25 protein-coding genes are annotated in these 22,816 nt (G+C 71.3%); 13 read left to right on the top strand and 12 right to left on the bottom strand.

The features are described from left to right. Positions 1–206: 206 nt before the first annotated feature. The 4 genes from CXP56_RS16170 to folP all read right to left on the bottom strand — a co-directional run bounded on the left by CXP56_RS16170 (position 207) and on the right by folP (position 2,906). Positions 207–782: a DNA-3-methyladenine glycosylase I gene (locus CXP56_RS16170; RefSeq protein ID WP_028848911.1), complete on the bottom strand. Its 576-nt coding sequence runs from the start codon at positions 780–782 to the stop codon at positions 207–209. After that, the gene (locus tag CXP56_RS16165) at positions 769–1,245 is read right to left on the bottom strand and encodes an SRPBCC family protein (protein WP_028848910.1); all 477 of its coding nucleotides are present in this window, start codon (positions 1,243–1,245) and stop codon (positions 769–771) included. Before CXP56_RS16165 ends, CXP56_RS16170 begins: the two co-directional genes overlap by 14 nt. After that, complete coding sequence (locus CXP56_RS16160) at positions 1,242–1,571, bottom strand: DivIVA domain-containing protein (RefSeq protein ID WP_028848909.1); 330 nt, start codon at positions 1,569–1,571, stop codon at positions 1,242–1,244. The genes CXP56_RS16165 and CXP56_RS16160 overlap by 4 nt, the downstream gene beginning before the upstream one ends. 462 nt (positions 1,572–2,033) lie before the next feature. Further along, entirely contained in the window at positions 2,034–2,906 is an 873-nt protein-coding gene (folP, locus tag CXP56_RS16155; RefSeq protein WP_028848908.1) for a dihydropteroate synthase, read from the bottom strand. A 114-nt stretch (positions 2,907–3,020) separates the two neighbouring features. Between folP and CXP56_RS16150 the strand changes: the two genes are divergently transcribed. Then, positions 3,021–3,713 (top strand): lysophospholipid acyltransferase family protein, encoded by a 693-nt coding sequence (locus CXP56_RS16150; RefSeq protein ID WP_038045547.1) that lies wholly within the window; start codon positions 3,021–3,023, stop codon positions 3,711–3,713. A gap of 205 nt (positions 3,714–3,918) precedes the next feature. Next, entirely contained in the window at positions 3,919–4,095 is a 177-nt protein-coding gene (locus CXP56_RS16145; protein ID WP_211227665.1) for a hypothetical protein, read from the top strand. A gap of 417 nt (positions 4,096–4,512) precedes the next feature. On the opposite strand, the gene CXP56_RS16140 is transcribed toward CXP56_RS16145, so the two are convergent. Both CXP56_RS16140 and dapE read right to left on the bottom strand, forming a co-directional pair. Further along, positions 4,513–5,298 carry an LOG family protein gene (locus tag CXP56_RS16140; RefSeq protein ID WP_028848906.1) on the bottom strand — a complete coding sequence of 262 codons (786 nt, stop codon included), beginning with the start codon at positions 5,296–5,298 and terminating at the stop codon, positions 4,513–4,515. Positions 5,299–5,439: 141 nt separating this feature from the next. Continuing rightward, a complete protein-coding gene (gene dapE, locus CXP56_RS16135) occupies positions 5,440–6,519 on the bottom strand; it encodes a succinyl-diaminopimelate desuccinylase (protein WP_028848905.1) in 1,080 nt (359 codons plus the stop codon). A gap of 55 nt (positions 6,520–6,574) precedes the next feature. Here dapE and CXP56_RS16130 point away from each other — a divergent pair, with 55 nt between their 5' ends. Together CXP56_RS16130 and dapD are read left to right on the top strand one after the other, a co-directional pair. Next, the gene (locus CXP56_RS16130; RefSeq protein WP_156899373.1) at positions 6,575–6,970 is read left to right on the top strand and encodes a hypothetical protein; all 396 of its coding nucleotides are present in this window, start codon (positions 6,575–6,577) and stop codon (positions 6,968–6,970) included. Further along, positions 6,967–7,953, top strand: a complete 987-nt coding sequence (gene dapD / locus CXP56_RS16125) for a 2,3,4,5-tetrahydropyridine-2,6-dicarboxylate N-succinyltransferase (protein ID WP_028848903.1) — start codon at positions 6,967–6,969, stop codon at positions 7,951–7,953. The genes CXP56_RS16130 and dapD overlap by 4 nt, the downstream gene beginning before the upstream one ends. A gap of 191 nt (positions 7,954–8,144) precedes the next feature. Here dapD and dapC read toward each other — a convergent pair whose 3' ends face one another. Both dapC and fdxA read right to left on the bottom strand, forming a co-directional pair. Further along, positions 8,145–9,245, bottom strand: a complete 1,101-nt coding sequence (dapC, locus tag CXP56_RS16120; RefSeq protein ID WP_286901773.1) for a succinyldiaminopimelate transaminase — start codon at positions 9,243–9,245, stop codon at positions 8,145–8,147. Positions 9,246–9,273: 28 nt separating this feature from the next. Beyond that, positions 9,274–9,594 carry a ferredoxin gene (fdxA, locus tag CXP56_RS16115; protein WP_028848901.1) on the bottom strand — a complete coding sequence of 107 codons (321 nt, stop codon included), beginning with the start codon at positions 9,592–9,594 and terminating at the stop codon, positions 9,274–9,276. Positions 9,595–9,993: 399 nt separating this feature from the next. Between fdxA and cofD the strand changes: the two genes are divergently transcribed. From cofD to CXP56_RS16090, 5 genes are all read left to right on the top strand, one after another. Next, complete coding sequence (cofD, locus tag CXP56_RS16110; protein ID WP_286901772.1) at positions 9,994–10,992, top strand: 2-phospho-L-lactate transferase; 999 nt, start codon at positions 9,994–9,996, stop codon at positions 10,990–10,992. Further along, a complete protein-coding gene (locus CXP56_RS16105; protein WP_051310425.1) occupies positions 10,989–12,374 on the top strand; it encodes a coenzyme F420-0:L-glutamate ligase in 1,386 nt (461 codons plus the stop codon). The genes cofD and CXP56_RS16105 overlap by 4 nt, the downstream gene beginning before the upstream one ends. After that, entirely contained in the window at positions 12,371–12,931 is a 561-nt protein-coding gene (locus CXP56_RS16100; RefSeq protein ID WP_286901769.1) for an NUDIX hydrolase, read from the top strand. The genes CXP56_RS16105 and CXP56_RS16100 overlap by 4 nt, the downstream gene beginning before the upstream one ends. After that, the gene (locus tag CXP56_RS16095) at positions 12,928–13,293 is read left to right on the top strand and encodes a GntR family transcriptional regulator (RefSeq protein ID WP_038045545.1); all 366 of its coding nucleotides are present in this window, start codon (positions 12,928–12,930) and stop codon (positions 13,291–13,293) included. The genes CXP56_RS16100 and CXP56_RS16095 overlap by 4 nt, the downstream gene beginning before the upstream one ends. Before the next feature lie 246 nt (positions 13,294–13,539). Beyond that, on the top strand, positions 13,540–14,304 hold the full coding sequence (locus CXP56_RS16090; RefSeq protein WP_286901766.1) for an HNH endonuclease: 765 nt from the start codon (positions 13,540–13,542) through the stop codon (positions 14,302–14,304). Between the two features lie 124 nt (positions 14,305–14,428). Here the strand turns inward: CXP56_RS16090 and manB are convergent, their stop codons facing one another. Then, a complete protein-coding gene (gene manB / locus CXP56_RS16085) occupies positions 14,429–15,538 on the bottom strand; it encodes a mannose-1-phosphate guanylyltransferase (RefSeq protein WP_286901765.1) in 1,110 nt (369 codons plus the stop codon). A 173-nt stretch (positions 15,539–15,711) separates the two neighbouring features. Here manB and CXP56_RS16080 point away from each other — a divergent pair, with 173 nt between their 5' ends. Next, positions 15,712–16,137, top strand: coding sequence for a hypothetical protein (locus tag CXP56_RS16080; RefSeq protein WP_028848895.1), 426 nt, complete (start codon positions 15,712–15,714; stop codon positions 16,135–16,137). A 159-nt stretch (positions 16,138–16,296) separates the two neighbouring features. Here CXP56_RS16080 and CXP56_RS16075 read toward each other — a convergent pair whose 3' ends face one another. The 3 genes from CXP56_RS16075 to CXP56_RS16065 are packed head-to-tail and all read right to left on the bottom strand — an operon-like array spanning position 16,297 to position 19,516. Continuing rightward, the gene (locus CXP56_RS16075) at positions 16,297–17,187 is read right to left on the bottom strand and encodes a glycosyltransferase family 2 protein (RefSeq protein ID WP_028848894.1); all 891 of its coding nucleotides are present in this window, start codon (positions 17,185–17,187) and stop codon (positions 16,297–16,299) included. Positions 17,188–17,201: 14 nt separating this feature from the next. After that, positions 17,202–18,350 carry a glycosyltransferase family 4 protein gene (locus CXP56_RS16070; RefSeq protein WP_156899369.1) on the bottom strand — a complete coding sequence of 383 codons (1,149 nt, stop codon included), beginning with the start codon at positions 18,348–18,350 and terminating at the stop codon, positions 17,202–17,204. A 35-nt stretch (positions 18,351–18,385) separates the two neighbouring features. After that, the gene (locus tag CXP56_RS16065) at positions 18,386–19,516 is read right to left on the bottom strand and encodes a glycosyltransferase family 4 protein (protein ID WP_028848892.1); all 1,131 of its coding nucleotides are present in this window, start codon (positions 19,514–19,516) and stop codon (positions 18,386–18,388) included. An 18-nt stretch (positions 19,517–19,534) separates the two neighbouring features. On the opposite strand from CXP56_RS16065, the gene CXP56_RS16060 reads away from it, so the two are divergent. The 3 genes from CXP56_RS16060 to CXP56_RS16050 all read left to right on the top strand — a co-directional run. Continuing rightward, positions 19,535–20,470: a glycosyltransferase family 2 protein gene (locus tag CXP56_RS16060; RefSeq protein WP_245566730.1), complete on the top strand. Its 936-nt coding sequence runs from the start codon at positions 19,535–19,537 to the stop codon at positions 20,468–20,470. A 102-nt stretch (positions 20,471–20,572) separates the two neighbouring features. Further along, the gene (locus CXP56_RS16055; RefSeq protein ID WP_286901761.1) at positions 20,573–21,892 is read left to right on the top strand and encodes a hypothetical protein; all 1,320 of its coding nucleotides are present in this window, start codon (positions 20,573–20,575) and stop codon (positions 21,890–21,892) included. A gap of 44 nt (positions 21,893–21,936) precedes the next feature. Beyond that, on the top strand, positions 21,937–22,816 hold an 880-nt coding region (locus tag CXP56_RS16050; protein ID WP_286901759.1), incomplete at its 3' end, for a glycosyltransferase family 2 protein.

Below are 22,816 nucleotides of genomic sequence, written 5' to 3'. Positions count from 1 at the left end.
TGCACCGGTGGATACCGGAACAGGGGATGTTCAGCGGCGGCCGTCGAAGGCTTGCCCGGCAGCTGCTTGTCGCGGCTGCGCCCTCGTGGCCGCCGCCCGAAGGCGGGCTTGCGCGCCCCGCGGCCCGCCCACCAGCCCACGGAGTACAACACGGCAGTCGCTCCGCCAGCCGGCACTGACCGGCGGCCGCGGCTGTCGCGGCGCCCCTAGGCGTCCTGCCGCAGGCGGCGGCTCGCACCGGCGCGCCAGCAATCCGCCACGTGGTCGTCCACCATGCCGGTGGCCTGCATCAGCGCGTAGCACGTCGTCGGGCCGAGGAACCGGAAGCCGCGTCGCTTGAGCTCCTTGGCCATCGCGTGGGACTCCGGGCTGGTGGCGGGCACGTCGTCCAGGGTCGCCGGGTTCGGCCGCGGCGGCGGCGCGAACGACCACAGCAGGTCGTCCAGCGGCTCGCCGAGGTTGACCACCGCCCTGGCATTGGCGACGGCCGCTTCGATCTTGGCCCGGTTGCGGACGATGCCGGGGTCGGCCAGCAACCGCTGGACGTCGTCCTCACCGAACGCGGCCACCCGTTCCGGGTCGAATCCCGCGAACGCCGCCCGGAAGTTCTCCCGCTTGCGCAGGATCACCAGCCACGACAGCCCGGACTGGAACGACTCCAGGCACATCCGTTCGAACAGGGCCCGCTCACCGCGCAGCGGAACACCCCACTCCGTGTCGTGATACTCCACGTAGTCCGGCGTCGTCGCCCACGCGCACCGCACCGGCTCACTCACCGTCATCGCGCTCCCGCTGCTCCCACTCCCGCTCGACCATCCGGGCGAACGTCGCCAGCGAACGCCGGAACCCGGCGCGCACCAGCGGACGCACCACTCGCCAGCCCAGGCCGCCGGCCGCGCCGAAGGGCTGCTCCAGATCCTCCGACCACCGCACCACCGAACCGTTCTCGCTCGGCTGCACCTCGATCAGGCCGGGGCCGCGCAGCAGCCCGCCGTCGTGCAGCACCTCGACCCGGTGCGGCGGCTCCCACACGGTCACGCGCATGGTGTCCAGCAGCCCGAACGGTCGCCATCCGGTGTAGGCGTGCACACGCGAGCCGACGCTGCGGCCGTCGCCCGCGACCACCCGCACCGTCGTGCCCAGAATCCACTCCGACTGCCGGGGCCAGTCCGTCACCGCCGCCCACACGTACGACACCGGAGCCGCCACCGGCACCGCCATGGTCAGCCGGATCCGGTGGTTCACCGCTGGTCGCCGCGCTCGGGGTGCGGGTAGCCGTGCGCCTGCGACGGATCGAGCTCGGCGAGCCTGGTGCGCAGCGCGTCCAGCTCCGCGCCGACGCGTTGCAGCACCCAGTCCACCTCCGACATCTTGTAGCCGCGCAGCACCGGCTGGAACCGCACCTGGGCGAGATCGGCGCCGGTGATGTCCCGCTCGGGCAACCGCGTCGGTGACACCCCGGGTGGCAGCGGCTCCAGCTCCTCCCCGCGCCCGAACACCAGCGAGGCGAGCAGGAACACCACGGCCGCAACCAGCAGCATCACGACCAGATACACCAGCGCTGTTCCCACGCCCCCGATCGTGGCACATCCCACCGACGAAAGGGATCGCAAGCGCTCACCGGGCGGCCGTGGGCAGCACGCCCGCGTCTCCGCGCGACCCGCTGGATCGACAGCGTCGCCCGTGCGTTCGAACAGACGTGATTCAGCTGAAGCGCACGCCCCCACAGGAGCGGCTGCCAGCGGACCACCTCGCCGGTGATCTCGCACGCCGGGGCACAACCCTCACGGGCGCGGCTGCCAGTGATCAGGTCCAGGCCATCGGCAGCGACGTGCAACACGACCCCCATGGCGCAGCTGCCAGGGTGTGGGAAGCGCCGAAGGGGTAGGCGCTCACGCACGCCCCGGGTACGGCTGCCAGCAGCTCGCCTTTTCTTCGCCCTCGGAGCAATGCAACTCGGGCGCGGCAGTCAGCATCCGTCACGGCGACCGTGTGGGCAGCCGCCCACTTCCGGGTGTTCGGAGCAGCACGGCTCAGGCGAGCGCGCGCAGCACCCGCCCCGGCGGCCGGTCCCCGCGGATACTCGCGACGGTGTCCACCACGCGGCGCGTGGCCCGCACCTGGTGGGCACGGAACACACGTGCACCGGCCATGGCCGCCACGGCGGTGGCCGCCAAGGTTCCCTCCAACCGCTCTTCCGGCGGCAACCCGCCGAGCGTCTCCCCGATGAAGTCCTTGTTCGACAGCGCCATCAGCACCGGCCATCCGGTCTCCACCAGCCGGTCGGCGTGCCGCAGCAACGCCAGCCCGTGCCAGGTGTTCTTGCCGAAGTCGTGGGTGGGGTCGATCAGCACGCCGTGCCGGGGCACGCCGATCGCCACCATCCGCTCGGCGCTGGCGCACAGCTCGTCCACCACCTGCGCGACCACGTCGGCGTAGTGCACCCGGTGCGGGTCGGTGCGCGGCCGGACTCCCCCGGTGTGCGAGCACACCAGCCCGACCCCGAACTCGGCGGCGACCTCGGCCAGCCGCGGGTCGGCACCGCCCCAGGTGTCGTTGAGCAGATCCGCGCCGGCCGCGCACACCTCCCTGGCCACCTCGTGCCGCCAGGTGTCCACGCTGATCACCAGGTCGGGGTGCCGCTCCCGGACCGCGGCCACCAGGCCGACGACCCGGCGGATCTCCTCCGCCACGTCCACTTCCTCGCCGTGCGCTCCGGCCCGCACGCCGCCGATGTCGACGATGTCCGCGCCCTCGGCGGCCGCGCGATCCACCGCGGCCAGAGCCGCGGCCTCCTCGAACGTCGCCCCCCGGTCGAAGAACGAGTCGCGGGTGCGGTTGACGATGGCCATCACCGACGGGCGGTCGGATGGCAGGACGCGGCTGCCGAATTGCACGTGCTGCATAACGGCGATGCTAAGCGCGGTGAACGCTCCGTAACCTCTCACCTCGGCGGTGGGTCGCCGGCGCCGTTCGTGCCATCCTGGAAGGCGTACCCCTCAGCCGCAAAGGATGTGGTCATGGACGCGCGCAGCGCGCTGCAGCAAATCATCCGGAATGTTCTCGCGCCCATCGCCCGGTTCGTCTACCGGCCGGTCGTCGAAGGAGCGGACCGGGTCCCGCGCACCGGGCCGCTGATCGTGGCGGCCAACCATCGTGCGGCCATCGACACCTGGGTCATCCCGTTCGTCGCCCCGCGCCCGGTGAAGTTCCTCGGCAAGGCGGAGTACTTCCGCGGCAAGGGCCTGCGCGGCCGCATGTTCGCGGCGTTCCTGTCCGCGCTCGGCTTCATCCCGGTCGAGCGGGGCAACGCCTACGCCGGCCTGCAGGCCCTCAACGCGGCCAGGAAGGTACTGGAAGCTGGGGAGGCGTTCGGCATCTACCCGGAGGGCACCCGCTCGCGGGACGGCAAACTGCACCGCGGGCACACCGGGGTTGCGCAGCTGGCCCTGGTCACCGGCGCCCCGGTGATCCCGGTGGCGCTGATCGGCACCGAAAAGGTGCTCCCGGTCGGCAAGCGCATCCCGCGCCTGGCGAAGGTGACGGTGCGGTTCGGCGAACCGCTGGACTTCTCCCGCTACCGGGGCTTGGAGTCCTCGCCGGCGGTCCGCCGTGCGGTCACCGACGAGATCATGTACGCCATCCTCGAGCTGTCCGACCAGGAGTACGTCGACCGCTACCACAAGCGGCCGGACGAAGCCGCCGCGGCATAGACGCGAGACAGGCACGAGACGACTGCGAGACGACTGCGAGACGACTCCGAGACGACTGCGAGACGACACCGACGGGCCGGGCGCCTTGGCCAGGCGCCGGGCGGGGAGTTTCGCGCCGCAACCACGGTGCGTTCGTGGCGCGCTTGCACCGATACCCGCAGCACGCGTACCGGCAAAGCCCATGCGGTGCGTACGCTTCGCTCCCATGGAGCCGGCACTCAAGTACGCCCTCGAGCAGTGGTACGAGGCGGTGAACGCCGGGGACCTGCGCCGTGCCGCCGAAACCGTCGGTGACCCGGTCGTCGTCCTCGGGCCGCGCGGAGCCGGCGGATCACACCGGACGAGTTCGCCGGGTGGGTGCAACGGTCCGGCATCCGGCTGACGCCTCGCAAGTGGCACAAGATCAGTCTCGCGGTCGTCGAGCAGGACGCCCAGTGGCCGGGCGATGCGGCTCCGATACCGGGGCGACGATCTTCCGCGTGACCGACAGCAAAGTCACCGCCGCTCTCCGGCTGCCGGACGCCGAATCAGCCCTGCAGCTCGCGCACATCCACCACGAGCTCGCCGCCACCGAGTAGCCGCCGGTACGACTGGCCAGCGCCACGCCACGACCCAACAGCCGGTCGCGCCGCCGCTACTACCCCAGACGTCCGCGCAGACGGCGCGTGATCCGCTACAACCGAGCGCCTCCGCACGGGTGACGACCGCGAGGGATCACGATGCCGCCCTGCACCAGCGACCAAGTGGTCGTGCCTTCGTTTCCGCCGTCCTGAGCCGCGTCGTGGCGCGGCACTCGGGTTTAGTGGGTCTCCTCCCACGCCCGGTACGCCTCCTGCACCACGCGCACCGCGTCGTCCACGTCGTCGGTCAGGTGCAGCAGGTCCATGTCCTTGAGGCTGATCTTGCCCTCGCCGAGCACCGTGCTCTTGATCCACTCGTACAGGCCGCCCCAGTACTGCGTGCCGAACAGCACCACCGGGAACTTGGTGACCTTCTTCGTCTGCACCAGGCACAGCGCCTCGAACAGCTCGTCCAGGGTGCCGAAGCCGCCCGGCAGGCAGATGAACGCCTGCGAGTACTTGACGAACATCGTCTTGCGGGCGAAGAAGTACCGGAAGTTCACGCCGAGCTCGACCCACGGGTTGAGCCCCTGCTCGAACGGCAGCTCGATGCCCAGCCCGACGCTCAGCCCGCCGGCTTCCGATGCGCCCCGGTTGACCGCCTCCATGGTGCCCGGCCCGCCGCCGGTGATGACCGCGAACCCCGCCTCGGCGACCGCGCGGCCGATCCGCATGCCCAGCTCGTACTCCGGCTCGTCCCGCTTGGTGCGCGCCGATCCGAAGACCGTCACCGCGCGGGGCAGCTCGGCGAGCGCGCCGAAGCCCTCGGTGAACTCCGCCTGGATGCGCAGCACCCGCCACGGGTCGGTGTGCACCCAGTCCGACGGTCCGCGCTGGTCCAGCAGCCGCTGGTCGGTGGTGGTCGCCTCGCGGCGCCGTGCACCGCGCAGCACGACCGGCCCCTTGTGCTTCTCCCGCGGGTGCTCGGGGTAGGTGTACTCAGCGTTCGCGCCTGGTTCTGCCACGCGTTTCTCCTCCGTCGAAAAGCTGTGATCACGGCGGGCGGCGGTGTCGGGTGCGAGGGTGTTGAAGCGTAACTTCGCGGCCGCCGTCGCCGGGTAGCGCCTCCACCGGACCGTGACCCGGTGTGCCGGCCCGCAGCGCAGTCAGCGACCGGTCAGGAACGTCCGCAGCACCTCGGCGACCTTGCCGATCTCGGCCGCGCGCACGTGCTCCTCCTTGGTGTGCGCCAGCGTCGGATCACCCGGCCCGAAGTTCACCGCGGGCATGCCGAGCGCGGCGAACCTGGCCACGTCCGTCCACCCCAGTTTGGCCACCGGCCTGCCCCCGGCGGCCCGGACCAGTTCCGCGGCCGCGGGCTCGCTCAGCCTGGGCAGCGCCCCGGCCGCCTCGTCCACCACGGTCAGCTGGTAGCCGTCGAACACTTCGCGCAGGTGCTCCAGCGCCTGCTGCGGGCTGCGATCGGGGGCGAACCGATGGTTGATGGTCAGTGTCGCCTCGTCCGGCACCACGTTGCCCGCCACCCCTCCCTCGACGGCGACCGCCTGCAGGCCTTCCCGGTAAAGCAGCCCGTCGATCTCCACCTGCCGGGGCTGGTACTCGGCCAGCCGGCGCAACGGCTCGGCCATGGCGTGGATCGCGTTCGTGCCCATCCACGCCCGCGCGGTGTGTGCCCGTTTGCCGGCCAAGCGCAGCTGCACCCGGAGCGTGCCCTGGCAGCCGCCCTCGATGACGGCGTTGGACGGCTCGCCGACCACGGCCAGATCCCCGCGCAGCCACTCCGGCCGGTTGGCCTGGATGCGGTTGAGGCCGTTGCGGGAGGCGTCGATCTCTTCGCAGTCGTAGAACACGAACGTCACGTCGTGCCGGGGCTCGGTGACGGTGGCGGCCAGCGACAGGAAGACGGCGTCCCCGGCCTTCATGTCGACCGTGCCCAGGCCGTGCAGGACCTCGTCCGGCCCGCTGCCGGTCCGCCGCAGAGGCAGGTTGCCGTTCTCCGGCACGGTGTCCAGGTGGCCGGCGAAGACCACCCGGCGCGGCCGCCCGAGCCGACTGCGAGCCAGCACCGCGTTGCCGTCGCGCACCACTTCCAGGTGCGGGGCGTGCTTGCGCAACGCCGCCTCGACGAGGGCGGCGACGGCCGCTTCCTGGCCCGATTCGCTGGGAACGTCCACCAGGGCGGCGGTGATCTCCACCGGATCGGCACGCAAGTCCAACTCGGGCATAGCCGAACCCTACCGGCGCACTACGGTGGTGGCTGTGAAGCCCGTAGGACGCCTGGTGGCCGGTGCCGCCGCGGTGGTTGCCGTGCTCGCCGGATGTGGCACCGACAGCGCCGAGGAAGAACCCGTCGACCTGCCGTCGCTGCAGCAGAAGGTCCGCGCCCTCGCCGTGGACACCTGCCATACCGACCCGCGCGGCCAAGCGCCCCGCTTGTGCGAGAAGTACGTCACGCAGATCGCCAACGCCGCCCGCACGGTGAGCGCCGCAGGCCGGATCAACCACGAGAGCTTGCGTGATCCGGGCCGCCAGATGACCCGCGCGGTGCGGGAGTTCAACCAGGGTCGCTGCGACAATCAGCGCCCGAAGTCCACCTCGGCCTGCTATCGCGCGCTGGAGACGATCGCGCAGGCCGTGAAGGATGTGCAAGCCGAACTCGAGGAGATCGTTCAGTGAGCCAGCTGCCGCCTGATCCGCAGACCACCGGCGCCACCGGCGTCGGCCTCGCCACGGTGACCACCGACGGCACGGTGCTGGACACCTGGTACGTCCAGCCGAAGCTGGTGCCTGCGTCCGAGGAGGCCGGGACCCAGCGCCTGTCCCGCGAGGAAGCCGAGAGCGCACTGGGGGCCTCGGCCGCGGCGCTGGTCGGCCCGGACACCGACCGCGGCGTCGAGGTCGTCGCAGTGCGGACCACGATCGGCAGGCTGGACGCCCCGCCCGCCGACGCGCACGACGTCTACCTGCGGTTGCACCTGCTGTCACACCGCCTGGTCCCGCCGCACGGGCAGAACCTCGACGGGGTGTTCGGTCTGCTGAACAACGTCGTGTGGACCAATTTCGGGCCGTGCCCGGTGGAGGGGTTCGAGGCGACCAGGATGCGGCTGCGCGCTCGCGGCCCGGTGACCGTCTACGGCGTGGACAAGTTCCCGCGCATGGTCGACTACGTGGTGCCCACCGGGGTCCGCATCGCCGACGCCGACCGGGTGCGCCTGGGGGCCTACCTGGCGCCCGGCACCACGGTGATGCACGAAGGCTTCGTCAACTACAACGCCGGGACGCTGGGCGCCTCGATGGTCGAGGGCCGCATCTCGGCCGGTGTCGTCGTCGGCGACGGCTCGGACCTGGGCGGCGGCGCGTCGATCATGGGCACGCTGTCCGGCGGCGGCAAGGAGGTCATCTCGGTCGGCAAGCGCTGCCTGATCGGCGCCAACGCGGGAATCGGCATCTCGCTCGGCGACGACTCGGTGGTGGAGGCCGGGCTGTACGTCACGGCAGGCACCAAGGTGAGCTTCGACGGCACGACGGTGAAGGCGCGGGAGCTGTCCGGCATTTCCGGGGTGCTGTTCCGCCGCAACTCCGAGACCGGCGCCGTCGAAGTGGTGCGGCGCGAAGGAGCCGGGATCGAGCTCAACGCCGCGCTGCACGCCAACGACTGAGCCCGCGCGGGGCGCGGTGGCCGCGCAGAGAGGCCTGGGGCCGCCGCGCCCGGCGCTCGGCGTTCCACTTCGGCGTCGACCCCTCCGGCCCGTCGGCGCGCTGCACCGTGTGCGGCCAGCGGTCCACCTCCGCGGGTCGACCCCTCCGGCCCGTCGGCGCGCTCCGGCTGCCCAGCGCCGCCGTCGGCGGGTCAAAACGCCAGCCGGGCCGCGGCCACCTGAGCGCCCTCGTCGGTGACGGTCAGCGACATCCGCACATGCTGCTCACCGCGGGGACCGTAGAACGTGCCGGGCGCCACCACGATGCCGCGCTCGGCCAGCCAGTCGACCGTCTGCCAGGCGTCCTCGCCTCTGGTCGCCCACAAATACAGGCCGGCTTCCGAGTGGTCGATGGAGAACCCGTTGCCGAGCAACGCGGACCTGAGCACCTCGCGGCGCTTGGCGTACCGCTCGCGCTGCGCCCGCAGCGCGTCGTCGTCGTTCAGCGCCACGCGCATCGCCTCCTGCACCGGCCGGGGCACGATCATGCCCGCGTGCCGCCGCACCTCGTGCAACGCCCGGATCAGCTCGACGTCGCCGACCACGAAACCGGCGCGGTAGCTGGCCATGTTCGCCGACTTCGACAGCGAGTGCACCGCCAGCAGACCCTCGTGCGAACCGCCGCAGACGTCCGGGTGCAGGATCGACAGCGGTTCGGTCTCCCAGCCCAGCGCCAGGTAGCACTCGTCGGACACCACGATCGTGCCGCGCTCGCGAGCCCACTCAACCACTTTGCGCAGGTGCTCGACCCCGAGCACCCGGCCGGTGGGGTTCGCCGGCGAGTTCAGCCACACCAGTGCCGGCCGCTGCGGGCCGATGGCGAACAGGCTGTCCGCGCGCAGCACCGTCGCGCCGGCCAGAACGGCCCCGACCTCGTAGGTGGGATACGCCAGCTCGGGGATCACCACCAGGTCACCGCCGCCCACGCCGAGCAGGCGAGGAAGCCAGGCGACCAGTTCCTTGGAGCCGATCGTCGGCAACACCGCCGCGGGATCTACGCCGGTGATCCCGTGCCTTCGGGCCAGCGCGCCGACCACGGCGGCGCGCAGTTCCGCCGTGCCGTAGGTGTACGGGTATCCGGGGATCTCGGCCACCGAGGACAGCGCGGCCTGCACACTGGCCGGGACCGGGTCGACCGGTGTCCCGATGGCCAGGTCGACCACCCCGTCGGGATGCCGCGCGGCCTTCTCGCGGTACGGGCGCAGCTTGTCCCACGGGAAGTCGGGCAACGCTACAGGCGTGCGGCGGCTCACCGGTCGGCCCACCCTGCCACGCCCGGGATCATTCGCCCTGCGGCGGCAGGTCCTTGATCCACTGCGGGTCGTCGGCCACCTTGCCGACCTTCGCCGCGCCGCCAGGCGACCCCAGCTTCTCGAAGAAGTCCGCGTTGGCCTGGGTGTAGGCCGCCCACTCGTCGGGCACGTCGTCCTCGTAGTAGATGGCCTCGACCGGACAGACCGGCTCACAAGCACCACAGTCGACGCATTCGTCCGGGTGGATGTAGAGCATCCGCTCGCCCTCGTAGATGCAGTCCACGGGGCACTCGTCGATGCACGCCTTGTCGAGCACGTCGACGCAGGGCTCGGCGATCACGTAGGTCACTGGGCTCTCCTTGAGTCACTGCGGAGTGCGGCACGTCCGGGTTAGCCGCAGATTACGCCGACCGCGACACTCTCGCGGGAGGAGGTCGGCTTTCCCTGCCGCGCCCACTCTCCGATTCGGCAAGGTCAACTGCACCTCTCGGGTCGATGTCCTGTCACCACGAAACGCCGCGGCGGCCCGGCGCGGCCCCGCTTCGTGAGCCGTCTCACGCTCGCGCATGCGACGGAGCACACCCGGCACAGCCGGCGGACCGGATCGGCCGAGCGCCCGCCGACCGCCTCTGCCGCGAATGCGGGTCGTACCAGCAACGGTACTTCGTCTTCCGCCAGCGTCCCGCGAAGTGAGCTGCCGACCCGCCACCGGCCCCGCCGGTTCGCCCGCCGTGCGAGGATCGGCAGGGTGAAGGTCACAGTCATCGTCGGCGGGGTCGGCGGAGCACGCTTCCTGCTCGGGGTGAAGGCGGCACTGGGCCTGCCGCCGGTCGGCGCCCCGGACACCGAGACAAAGCACCAGATCACTGCGGTGGTCAACACCGGGGACGACATCTGGCTGCACGGCTTGCGCATCTGCCCCGACCTGGACACCTGCATGTACACCCTGGGCGGCGGCAGCGACACCGAACGCGGCTGGGGCCAGCGTGACGAGACGTGGACCGTCTCGAACGAGCTGAAGGCCTACGGCGCGGACGCGGACTGGTTCGCACTGGGCGACAAGGACATCGCCACCCACCTGATCCGCTCGCGCATGCTGCGCGCCGGCTATCCGCTGTCCGCGGTCACCGAGGCGCTGTGCGACCGGTGGCGGCCGGGCGTGACGTTGCTGCCGATGAGCGACGACCGGGTGGAGACCCACGTGGTGGTGGATCTGCCGTCGTCCGGCGAACGGCGGGCGATCCACTTCCAGGAGTGGTGGGTGCGCTACCGGGCCAAGCTGCCCGCGCACGCGTTCGTCCCGGTCGGCGCCGACGAGGCCAAGGCGGGACCGGGCGTGTTGGAGGCGATTGCCGGTGCCGACGTGATCCTGCTGGCCCCGTCGAACCCGGTGGTGTCGATCGGCACCGTGCTGGCCGTGCCCGGGGTGAAAGCGGCGCTGCGGTCGGCGTCGGCACCGGTCGTCGGCGTCTCCCCCATCATCGGCGGGCGGCCGCTGCGCGGGATGGCGGACGCCTGCCTGGCCGCGATCGGGGTGGACACCACCGCCGAGGCGGTGGGCCGCCACTACGGCGCACGCAAGGACGACGCCGCCGAGGGGCTGCTCGACGGGTGGCTCATCGCCGAGGGCGAGCGCGCCGACGTCCCGGGAGTCGAGGTGCGTGACGTGCCGCTGATCATGTCCGGCCCGGATGCCACCGCGGCCATGGTGCGCGCGGCGTTCGATCTGGCGGGGGTGCGGCCATGAGCAGGGACGTCCGGGAACCCGCCGGTCAGCACACCGGCGACCACGCGGCCGACAAGGTGGAGATCCTGCCGGTGACCGGCTTGCCGGAGTTCCGGCCCGGCGACGATCTGACCGGCGCCATCGCGCAGGCCGCGCCGTGGCTGCGGTCGGGCGACGTCGTCGTGGTCACCAGCAAGGTGCTCTCCAAGGTGGAAGGCATGATCCACCGGGTCGACGGCGATGCCGAGCAGCGCGAGGCGGTGCGCAGGCGGCTGGTCGCGGAGGAATCGCGGCGCATCCTGGCCACCTACCGGCAGACCCACATCACCGAGAACAAGCTGGGCATCGTGCAGGCCGCCTCCGGCGTGGACGCGTCCAACGTGGCCACCGGGGAGATCGCCGTCCTGCCCAGTGACCCGGACGCTTCGGCGAAGGCGCTGCGCAACGGCCTGCGCGAACGGCTTGGCGTGGAAGTCGCCGTGGTGATCACGGACACCATGGGCCGCGCGTGGCGGGTCGGGCAAACCGACGTCGCCATCGGCGCATCCGGGCTGCGGGTGCTGCACTCCTACGCCGGGCAGACCGATGCGCACGGCAACGAGCTGCAGGTCACCGAGGTCGCGGTGGCCGACGAACTGGCCGCGGCCGCGGACTTGGTCAAGGGCAAGTTGCGCGGCGTGCCGGTGGCGGTGGTGCGCGGGCTGACCATCGTCGACGACGGGTCGTCCGCGCAGGACCTGATCCGGCCCGCCGAGCAGGACCTGTTCCGGCTGGGGACGGCCGAGGCGATGGCCGAGGGCCGCAAGCAGGCGGTGCTGGTGCGCCGCTCGGTGCGGGCGTTCAGCGACGAGCCGGTCGATCCCGATGCGGTACGCAGGGCAGTCGGCGCGGCGTTGACCGCACCGGCTCCGCATCACACCAAGCCGGTGCGGTTCCTGTGGCTGCGCGACGCGCAGCTGCGTACCCGGTTGCTCGACGCCATGCGCGAGGTATGGCGGGCGGACCTGGAAGGGGACGGGTTCACGCCGCAGCAGATCGAGAAGCGGCTGGCGCGCGGCGACCTGCTTCGCCGTGCGCCCGAGCTGATCGTGCCGTTCTTGGTGCCCGAGGGGGCGCACGCGTATCCCGACCAGCGGCGTGCCGCGTGCGAGCACACTATGTTCACCGTGGCGGGTGGTGCCGCCGTGCAGGCGCTGCTGGTGGCGCTGGCCGCCGAAGGGCTCGGCTCGTGCTGGGTCGGTTCGACGATCTTCGCCGCGCCGACCGCCCGCGACGTGCTCGGCCTGGGCGACGACTGGTATCCGCTCGGCGCGGTCGCGATCGGCAGGCCGGCGCCGGAGGCAGGGGACCTGTCCCAGCCACGGCCGCCGCGGCCGCACGAGGAGGGATTGATCGAGCTGTGAGCCTGCACTCCGCCGCCGTCGACCTGCTCGGTTCGTGGCGTCCGCCGACGCATGAGCAGGAGTCGCTGCGCCAGGCGTACCTGGCGTTCCTGGCCGCACGCCCCGATGCGTGTGCCCGTTCGTGCGCGGCCGGCCACCTCACTGCGTCGGCGGTGGTGCTCGACCACGGCGGCGAGAACGTGCTGCTCACCCTGCATCCGCGGGTGGGCAGGTGGTTGCAGCTGGGCGGCCACTGCGAGCCGGGCGACGAATCGCTGGCCGCGGCGGCCGCGCGGGAGGCGGCCGAGGAATCCGGGATCGCCGGGCTGCGGTTCGCGCCCGAGCCGGTCCACCTCGACGTGCATCCGATCACCTGCTCGCTGGGCGTGCCGACCCGGCATCTGGACGTGCGGTTCGTTGCCTGGGCGCCGCCAGGTGCACAGCCGGTGCGCAGCGACGAATCGGACGACCTGCGCTGGTGGCCGGTGGACGGGCTGCCGGACGGGAGCGAGGACTTGCTGCCGTTGCTGGCTGCGGTGCGTGCCGCTCACCGGGCCGCGGGGGTTGGTGCCGGATGACGCTGCGGCTGCACATCGACCCGGACTCCCCCGTGCCGCCGTTCGAACAGGTCCGCAGCGCGCTGGCGGCTCAGATCGGCGACGGACGGCTTCCGGCGGGCACGAAACTGCCTACGGTTCGTGCGCTCGCCGCCGACCTGGGCATCGCTCCCAACACCGTGGCGCGCGCCTATCGAGAGCTGGAGGCGGCGGGCCTGGTGGACACCCGCGGCCGGGCAGGCACGTTCGTCAGCGCGCAGGGCAACGCGGCCAGGCAGCGCGCAGCGGAAGCCGCAGCCGAATACGTGCGCATCATCGACGGCCTCGGCCTCGACCGCGCGGAAGCCCTGCGCATCGTGCAGGCAGCCCTGGCCCGCGAGTAGATGACGGAATCAGCGCTCGCAGCGACCTTCCATACAGTGCAATAGCAGTGCCCCTCCCCGGGGCATCGCTGTGACATCGTCCGGCCTCACTTCGGCAAGTCACCGTAGCAGACCTACCGAGCGAGCTCGCCGCCCCGGATTACCGGGGCAGGCCAATTGAGTGGAACCCGAATCAAATATTGGGACACGCTTTCTCTTTCGCTAGTATTACTTGTAAGAATAAGCTTTACCCAAAAAGGAGACATTGTGACCAACTCCCGCAACTATTCTCGCGCCGACCGAGCGGCATTAACGCTATTGAGCGGAGGAACATGCTATTGGCCAGACTGCGGTGAACCATTGCTTAGAAAGGTAGACGGGAAGTTCAAGCCGGCCCTGGAGATTGCTCATATTCGAGCAGCAAAGCAAGGAGGAGAACGGTACGTCGCCAGCATGACCGACGAGGAGCGCAACTCCTTCGACAATTTGATATTCCTCTGCACAGTCCACCACAAGACAATCGACGAACCCGGCGCGGCAAGACGCTATCCTATCGAGTTATTAGAGAAATGGAAACAAGACCGAGAGAAAGGGAAGGTGGCCACACTCCGAGGGTTGCGCGGGATCACGGAGGACAGGCTGGTAGATCTCATCACGCAAGCCATCAAGGACCGCGATCGTGACATCAAAGAAACGCTAGAACGCCTCGAGAGGATCGACGCCGATGCAGCACTTTTGATGCGCGAATTACTCGACGAACTCAATCAATTGAGGCACGGAACACCGGCATTGGACCCCGACATAGTCGGTCTCCTCTACAGCGCATCAGACATTCTTTCAAATCTACCCGATTATGCACCAATGCTTTGCGAAGCTGCTGGAAGATTAGAATATCTAGGCGACCACGCTTCTACACTGATGAATGCCGCCGACTTACTCACGTCACTTGACGACAAAATTTCCCACCTGCAGACTATCGTTCAGGCTGTCAGCGAGGCCGCAGACAAGATCGACGCGGCTCGGTGGAGTTGAACCCCGCCCACAGCTACGCTAATGCACGGCTTCCTGACACACGTCAGGTTCGCTCGGCTTGGCCCTCGAAGGCGCACACCATACACGCAGCTAAAGAGCAGACGCCTTATTTGAGGCTGGCCGTTCACGCGTCGGAGGAGAACCGCACGCCCCCGTCCGGAAGCTCGACACCGGGCCACACTCGGACGCCGTCGAGCAGTTCGCAGTCCGCGCCGACATGCGCCCCGTCGCCGAGCACGGCACCGCGCAGCACGGTCCGCGGTCCGACGACGGCGCCCTTGCCCAGCACCGAGTTCACGACCACAGCGTCTTCGGCCACGTGCACGCCGTCCAGCAGCACCGAGGAGGTCACGCGCGCGCCTGCGGCGACGACCCCGTCGGCACCGACCGTCGATCCGCCGTCCACCACGGCCGACGGGTCGACCGACGCGGCGGGGTCCACCAGGCGCTCCGCGGGCACGTCGGTCAGCATCGCGCTCGGTGCGATGCCCCGGACCAGGTCGGCCGAGCCCTTGACGAATGCGGCGGGGGTGCCGACGTCGAGCCAGTACGACGAATCCACGTGGGCATGCAGGTGCCGTCCGGCGGCCAGCAGCTGCGGAAACGTCTCCCGCTCCACCGACACCGGCCGCCCGGCCGGGATCTCGTCGATGACGGACCGGCGGAACACGTAGCACCCGGCGTTGACCTGATCGGTCGGCGGGTTGGGTGTCTTCTCCAAGAACGCGGTCACCCGGCCGTCTGCGTCGGTCGGAACGGAGCCGAACCGACTCGGGTCGTCCACCTTGACCAGGTGCAGCGTGACGTCCGCGCCGGTGTCGCGGTGCGTGGCCAGCAGATCCAGCGGGCTGGCGGCGGAGAGGATGTCGCCGTTGAACACCAGGACGTCGTCGGCCCGCAGCAGGTGCGCGACGTTGCGAATGGCACCTGCGGTGTCCAGCGGCTCGGATTCGACCACGTACTCCAGCTCCAGCCCCAGCCGCGAACCGTCCCCGAAGTACTCGGAGAACACGTCGGCTTGGTAGGACGTGCCCAGCACCACGTGGCGGATGCCCGCCGCGCGAATCCGGGACAGCAGGTGGGACAGGAACGGCACACCCGCGGTCGGCAGCATCGGTTTCGGTGTGGACAGCGTCAGCGGCCGCAGCCTGGTCCCTTTGCCGCCGACCAGCACCACGGCATCCGCTCCGGGGTCGGGTTTCGCCTGGAGCGCGGCTGGGGGGTGGTCACTCATGCCAGCGATCCTGACACAATCGCTCCACAACGTTTGCACGAGCACCAAATGGGCGACACGTGGGCCGATACGGCGTGATTTCCCTGCCGGAGATCACCTGGACGGCCTACTCTTGAGGGGTGCACGGGCGCACCACCTCACCGTCTGGGCGCCCGTCGAGCAGGAGGTCGGGGATGGACCCTCTCGCCAGGGCAGAGGCGTTGCTCAAGCGGGCCCGGGAGCGGGGCGCGTACGTCGTCACGCCGGACAACGCGATCTCTCCGATGGACGCCGCCAGCACCCAGCAGATCCCCCGCGAGGTGGTGCGCGGCGCCGAGGCGGCCACGGTGGATCCGGATGCGACGACGATCCTCACCGACGAGGAGATCCGCGAACAGGACGAGGACTACTTGGCCGAGTCGACACCGACCACGCAGATCCCTGCGCCCGGTCAGCAGGCCGGGAAGGCCGGCGGTGCCGACGGTTCGGACAACGCAGGCGAGGCGGACGGCGAGCAGGCCGAGGACGAGATCGTGGTCGAGGAGCACACCGACGACCTGCTGCCCACCACCACGCAACGGCGGCGAAGCACCAACGTCGCGGACCGGCTGAACGGCTGACCCGGCGCGGCCCAGCGACCGGGGGCATCGTCGTAGGCCACTGCCCGTGACGCCTGCCGGGTCAACCGCTCACCCAGGTTTCGCCACGCACACCACCGACGGTCCGCCGCTTGCGGAGCGATCACCCCGGCCGCCACTCACGTGGCCGCGAACGCGGAGTCACGATGAGCGCGTGCGCTTGCGCAAGGCGATCCGCAAGCGCACGGCAAGCCCCAGCCGCAACAGCCACAGCATCGGCCGCAGCAACGGATGCGAGTACCTGTTGGCCAGGTACCGGTAGGCGCTGTCGTGGTGGGCGATCAGCATCGCCTCGGTCTCCCGGGACGTCGCGTGCCCCTGGATGTGCATCACCTGGGCGCTCGGCACGTACACGTTGAGCCATCCGCGCCTGGTCAGCCGCTCACCGAGGTCGACGTCCTCGAAGTACATGAAGAAGCGCTCGTCGAACCCCTCGACGTCCTCGAACGCCTGCCTGCGCAGCAGCAAGCAGGACCCGGACAGCCAGCCGGCGGTGCGCTCCCTCGGCTGGCTGGTCGTCTGCAGGTAGGCCTTGGTCCACGGGTTGTTCGGCCAGATGTCGGCGAAGATCGCGTGCCCGGCGCCGCGCACCAGCGACGGCAGGCTGCGCGCCGACGGGTAGATCGACCCGTCCGCCTCCCTGATCAACGGGCCGAACGCGCCACCCTGCGGCCACCGCTCGGCGGCCGCCAGCAGCTCGTCCAGCGACCCCGGCTCCCACTCCAGGTCCGGATTGGCGATGACCACCCACCCGAAGGAATCGTCCAGCTCGGCCACGCCGCGGTTGGCCGCGGTGCCGTAGCCCAGGTTCCCCCCGGTGGGCAGCACGCGCACGTTCTCCCGCTCGCGGGCGGCACGCTGCGGCGCCTCGTCGGACGACCCGTTGTCCGCCAGCACCACGGTGACCTCGCGCGACGACGCCTTCACCAGCGTGTCCAGGAACCGTTCCAGGACGTCGCCGGAGGTGTAGGTCACGGTGACCACGGCGACCCGGTCGCCGTAGCGGGTACTGGCAGCAGTCACGCGCGACATTGTTCTCGGCGGCCTCATCTGCTCCTCGACCGGGCTCGGGCGGCCCGCTCGTACACGTCACGATGACGTTGTGCGCTGGCCCGCCAGCTGAATTCCTTCGCCCGTAGCACGGCTGCGGCGGCAAGCTCGGCTCGTCTGCCCGGGTCGTCGAGCAGCTCGGCCAACGCCGCCGCGACGTCGCCGGCGCCCACCCCGCAGTAGGCCACCGCGTCCCCGCCGACCTCCGGCAGCGCCAGCCGCCGGGTGGTGAGCACGCAGGCACCGCAGGCCATTGCCTCCAGCACCGGCAGCCCGAAACCCTCGCCGAGGCTCGGATACACCACCAGCTCGGCCCCGCCGAGGTACCCGGCCAAGCACCGGTACGGCAGGTACCCGGCGCGGATCACCCGCACGTGCGGCGGGACCACCGCGAGGGCCTTGGCGATCCGGTCGTCCCATCCCGGCGGACCCGCGAGCACCAGCGCGGGCGGATCGGGCCGGTCGCGCACGGCTTGCACGAACCCGCGGATCAGCGCGGGCACGTTCTTGCGGGGCTCCAACGCCCCGAGAAAAGCCACGTACGGTTGCTCGCCCAGCCCGGCAGCGGCCCGCGCCTGGCGCACTTCCTCGTCCGACGGCGGGTGGAAGCTGTCGGTGTCCACGCCGTGCGGGATCACGGCCAGCCTGCCGAGATCGGCGTCGGCGACCGCGGCCAGCTCCCGCGCGGTCGCTTCGCTTGGCACCACGCAGCCGTCCGCCCGCCGCACCGAGATCGACGTCCATGCCCGGAAGAACCGGACCTTCACCGCCGAGTGCAGTACCGGCTCGGTGAAGAACGTCGCGTCGTGCAGCGTCACCACCGACGCCGCCTTGGCCGCCAGCGGCATGGTGTAGTGCGGGCTGTGCACCACGTCGACGCCCAGCTTGGCGATCAGCCGGGGAAAGCCCACTTGTTCCCAGGCCAGCCGCACCGGCGGCCGGGCGATCGCCGCGGGCGCGGCGACCACGTCGGCGTTCGGCGCGATCTCGCCGTAGAAGTGCTCGTCCCGGGCCTGGCAGACCACCACGAGGGACGCCCCGTCGGCATCCAGCGCGGCGATCAGCGCATCGACGTACCGGCCGACCCCGCCGCGGTCGGCGGGCACGGCCGTGGCGTCGATGAGCACCTTGGGCTCGGCCAGCATGATCCGAAGACTACGACGAGCGTTCCCTGCGGTGGTCAGGAACCGGCAAATCCGCTTGCGTCCGTGTGCAGCCGCCACAAGGCTTCTGCGGTCCGCTGCCAGGAGAACTCCGCGGCGCGGCGGCGCCCGGCGGCCGCCATCTCCGCGCGCCTGCGCTGGTCACCGAGCAGCTTGCGGAGCGAGGCGGCCAGCGCGCCCTCATCCCCGGCGGGCACCACCTCGCCGGCGCCACCACCGACCTCGACCAAGGCGGGCACGTCGGAATGCACCACGGGAACCCCGGCGGCCATGGCCTCCAGCACCGGCAGGCCGAACCCTTCCGCCCGGCTCGGCACGACCACGATCGTCGCGCCGAGCACCGTGCCCGCCAGCGCGGCGTCCGGCACCGCCCCCAGCACCCGCACGGCACCTGTGGGCAGGCCGCGCCGCTCGGCCAGGGCAAGCGGGTCCAGCCCGCCCCAGCCCTGCGGGCCTGCCAGGACCAGCGGCGGCGGCTCCTCCCCCGCGCTGCGCAGCCGGGCCAGGGCACCGATCAGCACGTCGATGCCCTTGCGCGGCTCGATCGTGCCGACCGCCAGCAGATAGCGGCCGGGCAGATCGGACGGCCGGGCGTGGCCGGCCTGCGGATCGGCGAACAGATCCGCGGCGGCATGCGGCACGACTTCGATGCGTGCCGGGCCGCCGACCCGCATCCGGAGATCGTCGGCGACCGCCCGGGTCGGCACCACCACGGCGTCAGCCACCCGGAATGCCCGCGCGATCACCGACTTGTGCCAGCGAACGCCACGCGGCGTGAGGGTTTCCGGGTGCGTCCACGGCACCGTGTCGTGCACCGTGACGGTCAGCCGAGCACCCCGCGGTTTGGCGGGCGGCGCGAACGGGGTCGGGGCGTGCACGGCCGCAACGTCCCGCCCACCCGGCCAGTACCGCACGCCGTACTGCCACAGCAGCGTCATGGCCCGTCGCGGCAGCCGCAGCACTTTGGGCTCGCCTGCGCCCTGGAACCTCGCCCTGGTGACGTCCGCATGGCGGCACACCACCGTGCCCACGGTCCACCCCTTCGGCGCGGTGGCCACCAGCGCGGGGATCAACTGCTCGGTGTAGCGGCCGGTGCCACCGGGTACCGGGGCGAACAGTTGCTCCGCGATCACCAGCAGCTCCGGCATGCGCCTATTCTCCTGGTCGTGGCGGACACCGAAGTGTCGACCACCGTGGTGGTCGTGACCTGGCGCGGTGCTGCCCACATCGGCGACTGCCTGGACGCGTTGTCCGCCCAGCAGCGACCGCATCGGCTGCTGGTGGTCGACAACGCCTCCGACGACGGCACCGCCGAACTGCTCGCCGGGCATCCCGCCCGTCCCGAAGTGCTTCGCCTCGACCGCAACACCGGCTACGCCGGGGCTCTCGCCGCCGCTCTTCCCCTGGTGAAGACGCGCTACGTCGCCTGGCTCAACGACGACGCCGTACCGAGCCCGGAATGGCTGTCGCTGCTGGAGAACGCGCTCGACGGCGACGAGCGTGCGGCGGCGGCCAGCGCCCGCCTGGTCGATCCGTCCGGTCGCACGCAGTCGGTCGGCGTCGCGCTGACCCCGCTCGGGTACGGGCAGGACCTGGCCAGCACGGTCACCAGCGAGGTGTTCGGGTTCTGCGGCGGTGCCGCCCTGCTGCGCACCAGCTCGCTGCGCGCCGTCGGCGGCGTTCCCGCCGACTTCTTCTGCTACTACGAGGACACCGACACCTCGTGGCGGCTGCGGCTGGGCGGGTGGCGCGTGGTGTCCGTGCCGCACGCCACCGTGCGGCACCTGCACGGGGCCAGCGCGGCCATCGGGTCACCGGATTTCCACCGGTGGAACGAGCGGAACCGGCTCGTGATGCTGCTGCGCTGCGCCCCGGCGCGCGTCGCGGTCACCGAGCTGGCCAGGTTCGCCGCCATCACTGCGCTGCTGCCCTTCCGGCCCGCTCCACGCACCCCGAACTTCCGTCCGTCGTTGCGTTTACGAGTGCTCAGCGAGACGCTTCGGATGCTGCCGGCCGCGTTGCGGGCCCGCCGGGCGCTGCGCTCGGCGGGGGTCACCGCGGCCACGCGGCGCCGGGTCTGGCGCGCGTGGGTCGGCCGCTGAGCACAGCAGGAGCACGATGTTCCGCCCGGCAGGCACGACCGGCCGGGAGGGACTGCTCGAGGGCGGAGGCCGCCACCCATGGCGGCCGGAAAGGGACAGTCGATGACGCAAGCGCGCAGTCGCATCGCATTCAGGCTGGCCGTGGTGACGGCGGTGGTCACCACCACGAGCGCGGTCACCACGCTTCCCGCACAGGCGGCGTCGTGGACACCACCGGCGACGGTGTCCGCCCCGGACGGGGTGGCCAGCCAGCAGCAAGCGGCCATCGACGGCGCGGGCACGGCGACCGTGGTGTGGGCGGAACGCCGTACCGCCGACATCGACGTGATCAAGGCGGCGCGACGGGCGCCGGGCGGCTCGTGGTCGGCCCCGGTGACCCTGTCCAACCCGGAACGCGACGCCGACGAGCCGCAGATCGTCGCCGCCCCCGACGGCCTCGTCGTGGCGGCGTGGGTGGAGAACGCCACGGCATCCGCCGCGGACGGGCGCCGGGTCATGGCGGCCACGCTGCGCCCGGGCGGGTCATGGGACGCGGCGCGAGCGATCTCGGCGGCGGGCGGGGTCAGCAGGCCACGGCTGGCGAGCAACAAGCACGGGGACGCGATCGTGGCCTGGCATCAGCGCAACGGGCTGCGGTCGTCGCGGCTGAACGCGGGCGCCACCAGCTGGGGTACCCCGCAGCCGATCGCCGGTTCCGGCCGCCAGCACGAGGTCGCCCTGGATTTCTCGGGCACTGCGCACGCCGCGTGGAAGGACACCGACAGCGAGGGCATCGACCGGATCAAGGCGTCTCGCGCCACCCGCAACGGCGCGTGGGAAACGGCCACGACGCTGTCCCGGGCGGGCAGGCACGGCGAGCAGCCGGCCGTGGTGACCGGCAAGGACGGCAGCACGGTCCAGGTGCTGTGGGTGCTGCGGAGCTCCGTCCGGGTCGTGCAGGCAGCGCATCGAACCTCCGGCGGCTGGTCGCAGGTCCAGACGATCTCCGACAAGACCCGCAACGCCGTCCGGCCGGAAGGCGTGCTGGACGGGCAGGGGAACGCGACAGCCGTCTGGCAGGTCAACCTCGATTCCACCCAGTCGGGGGTGGCCGCGGCCGGTCGGCCCGCCTCGGGCACGTGGGGCACCCCGGAACAGCTGACGACGGCAGGGGCGGCCCCGCAGATCGGTGTGGACGACGGCCGCACCGTCCACGTCGTCTGGCTGGTCAACCGCACGACCGACGCGGACGACCGGGTGGAAGCGGTGCTCCGGCCGCCGTCCGGGACGTGGTCGGGGCCGGGCACGGTGGCCGCGGAGAACGAACTGTGGAGCGTCGGGCTGGCCGTCGACGGGAGCGGCCGGGCGGTCGCGGTGTGGCGGCAGACGGTGGGGCCCGGCGACACGGACCCCAGCAGGGTGCGGGCGTCCGTCGCGGAGTGAGCTCCCGCTAATCTTCGGACATCGTCCGCAAGAAGGGAGCCTTCGTGGCGCAGGTCGATCCGCTGCTCTCGGTCGTCGTGGTCAACTTCCGCCGCGCGGCCGACACCGTCAGGTGCCTGGAGCGGATCACCGGCGACCTGGACTACCCGGACTTCGAGGTCGTCTGCGTGGACAACGGCTCAGGTGGTAGCGACGCCGACGAGCTCACCGCGGCCGCCAAGCGGCTGCCCGGGGTGCGCGTGGTGCGCTCCGACACCAACCGTGGCTTCGCCGGTGGCTGCAACCTGGGCGCCGAGCACGCCCACGGCAGCGTGCTGGCGTTCCTCAACAACGACGCGCGGCCCGATGCGCGCTGGGCGCGCGCCGCGGTCGACGTGCTCAAGACCGACCCGACGGTGGCGGCGGTGGCCAGCAAGGTGCTCGACGCCGACGGCACCCACGTGGATTTCGTGGACGCCGGGCTGACCTGGTTCGGCATGGGCTACAAGCGGCACGCCGGCCGGCCGCTGGCCGACCTGCCCGACGAGGAGCACGAACGCGCCAAGGACGTGCTGTTCGCCACCGGTTCGGCGATGTTCGTGCGCGCGTCGGTGTTCGCCGAGGTCGGCGGCTTCGACGAGCGCATGTTCATGTTCTACGAGGACGTCGACCTCGGCTGGCGGCTGAACCTGCTCGGCTGGCGGGTGCGCTACGAGCCGTCGTCGGTGGCCTACCACGAGCACCACGGGACGATGAACGCGCTGGACAAGCCTGAGTCCGGCCGCGAGACGTTCCTGCTCGAGCGCAACGCGCTGGCCGCCATGTACAAGAACCTGGCGGACGACACGCTGGCCCGTGCGCTGCCCGCCGCGCTCGCGTTGGCCGTGCGCCGGGCCACCGCCCGGGGCGAGCTCGACCCGACGCAGCTCGACCTCGCTGCCGGGG

It is taken from the genome of Thermocrispum sp., from assembly GCF_002919275.1.
Classification (GTDB): domain Bacteria; phylum Actinomycetota; class Actinomycetes; order Mycobacteriales; family Pseudonocardiaceae; genus Thermocrispum; species Thermocrispum agreste.
The sequence above is the reverse complement of the archived record's forward strand: the minus strand, read 5'-3'. Positions and strand labels throughout refer to the sequence as shown.

Bases quoted from the DNA above. Each gene is read 5' to 3' on its own strand.
- CXP56_RS16145 (WP_211227665.1), top strand. From the start codon at position 3,919: ATGGAGCCGGCACTCAAGTACGCCCTCGAGCAGTGGTACGAGGCGGTG.
- CXP56_RS16065 (WP_028848892.1), bottom strand. From the start codon at position 19,516: ATGCCGGAGCTGCTGGTGATCGCGGAGCAACTGTTCGCCCCGGTACCC.
- CXP56_RS16150 (WP_038045547.1), top strand. From the start codon at position 3,021: ATGGACGCGCGCAGCGCGCTGCAGCAAATCATCCGGAATGTTCTCGCG.
- CXP56_RS16170 (WP_028848911.1), bottom strand. From the start codon at position 782: ATGACGGTGAGTGAGCCGGTGCGGTGCGCGTGGGCGACGACGCCGGAC.
- folP (WP_028848908.1), bottom strand. From the start codon at position 2,906: ATGCAGCACGTGCAATTCGGCAGCCGCGTCCTGCCATCCGACCGCCCG.
- manB (WP_286901765.1), bottom strand. From the start codon at position 15,538: ATGAGTGACCACCCCCCAGCCGCGCTCCAGGCGAAACCCGACCCCGGA.
- CXP56_RS16105 (WP_051310425.1), top strand. From the start codon at position 10,989: ATGAGCAGGGACGTCCGGGAACCCGCCGGTCAGCACACCGGCGACCAC.
- CXP56_RS16075 (WP_028848894.1), bottom strand. From the start codon at position 17,187: ATGTCGCGCGTGACTGCTGCCAGTACCCGCTACGGCGACCGGGTCGCC.
- CXP56_RS16095 (WP_038045545.1), top strand. From the start codon at position 12,928: ATGACGCTGCGGCTGCACATCGACCCGGACTCCCCCGTGCCGCCGTTC.
- CXP56_RS16055 (WP_286901761.1), top strand. From the start codon at position 20,573: ATGACGCAAGCGCGCAGTCGCATCGCATTCAGGCTGGCCGTGGTGACG.
- dapE (WP_028848905.1), bottom strand. From the start codon at position 6,519: ATGCCCGAGTTGGACTTGCGTGCCGATCCGGTGGAGATCACCGCCGCC.
- CXP56_RS16070 (WP_156899369.1), bottom strand. From the start codon at position 18,350: ATGCTGGCCGAGCCCAAGGTGCTCATCGACGCCACGGCCGTGCCCGCC.
- CXP56_RS16080 (WP_028848895.1), top strand. From the start codon at position 15,712: ATGGACCCTCTCGCCAGGGCAGAGGCGTTGCTCAAGCGGGCCCGGGAG.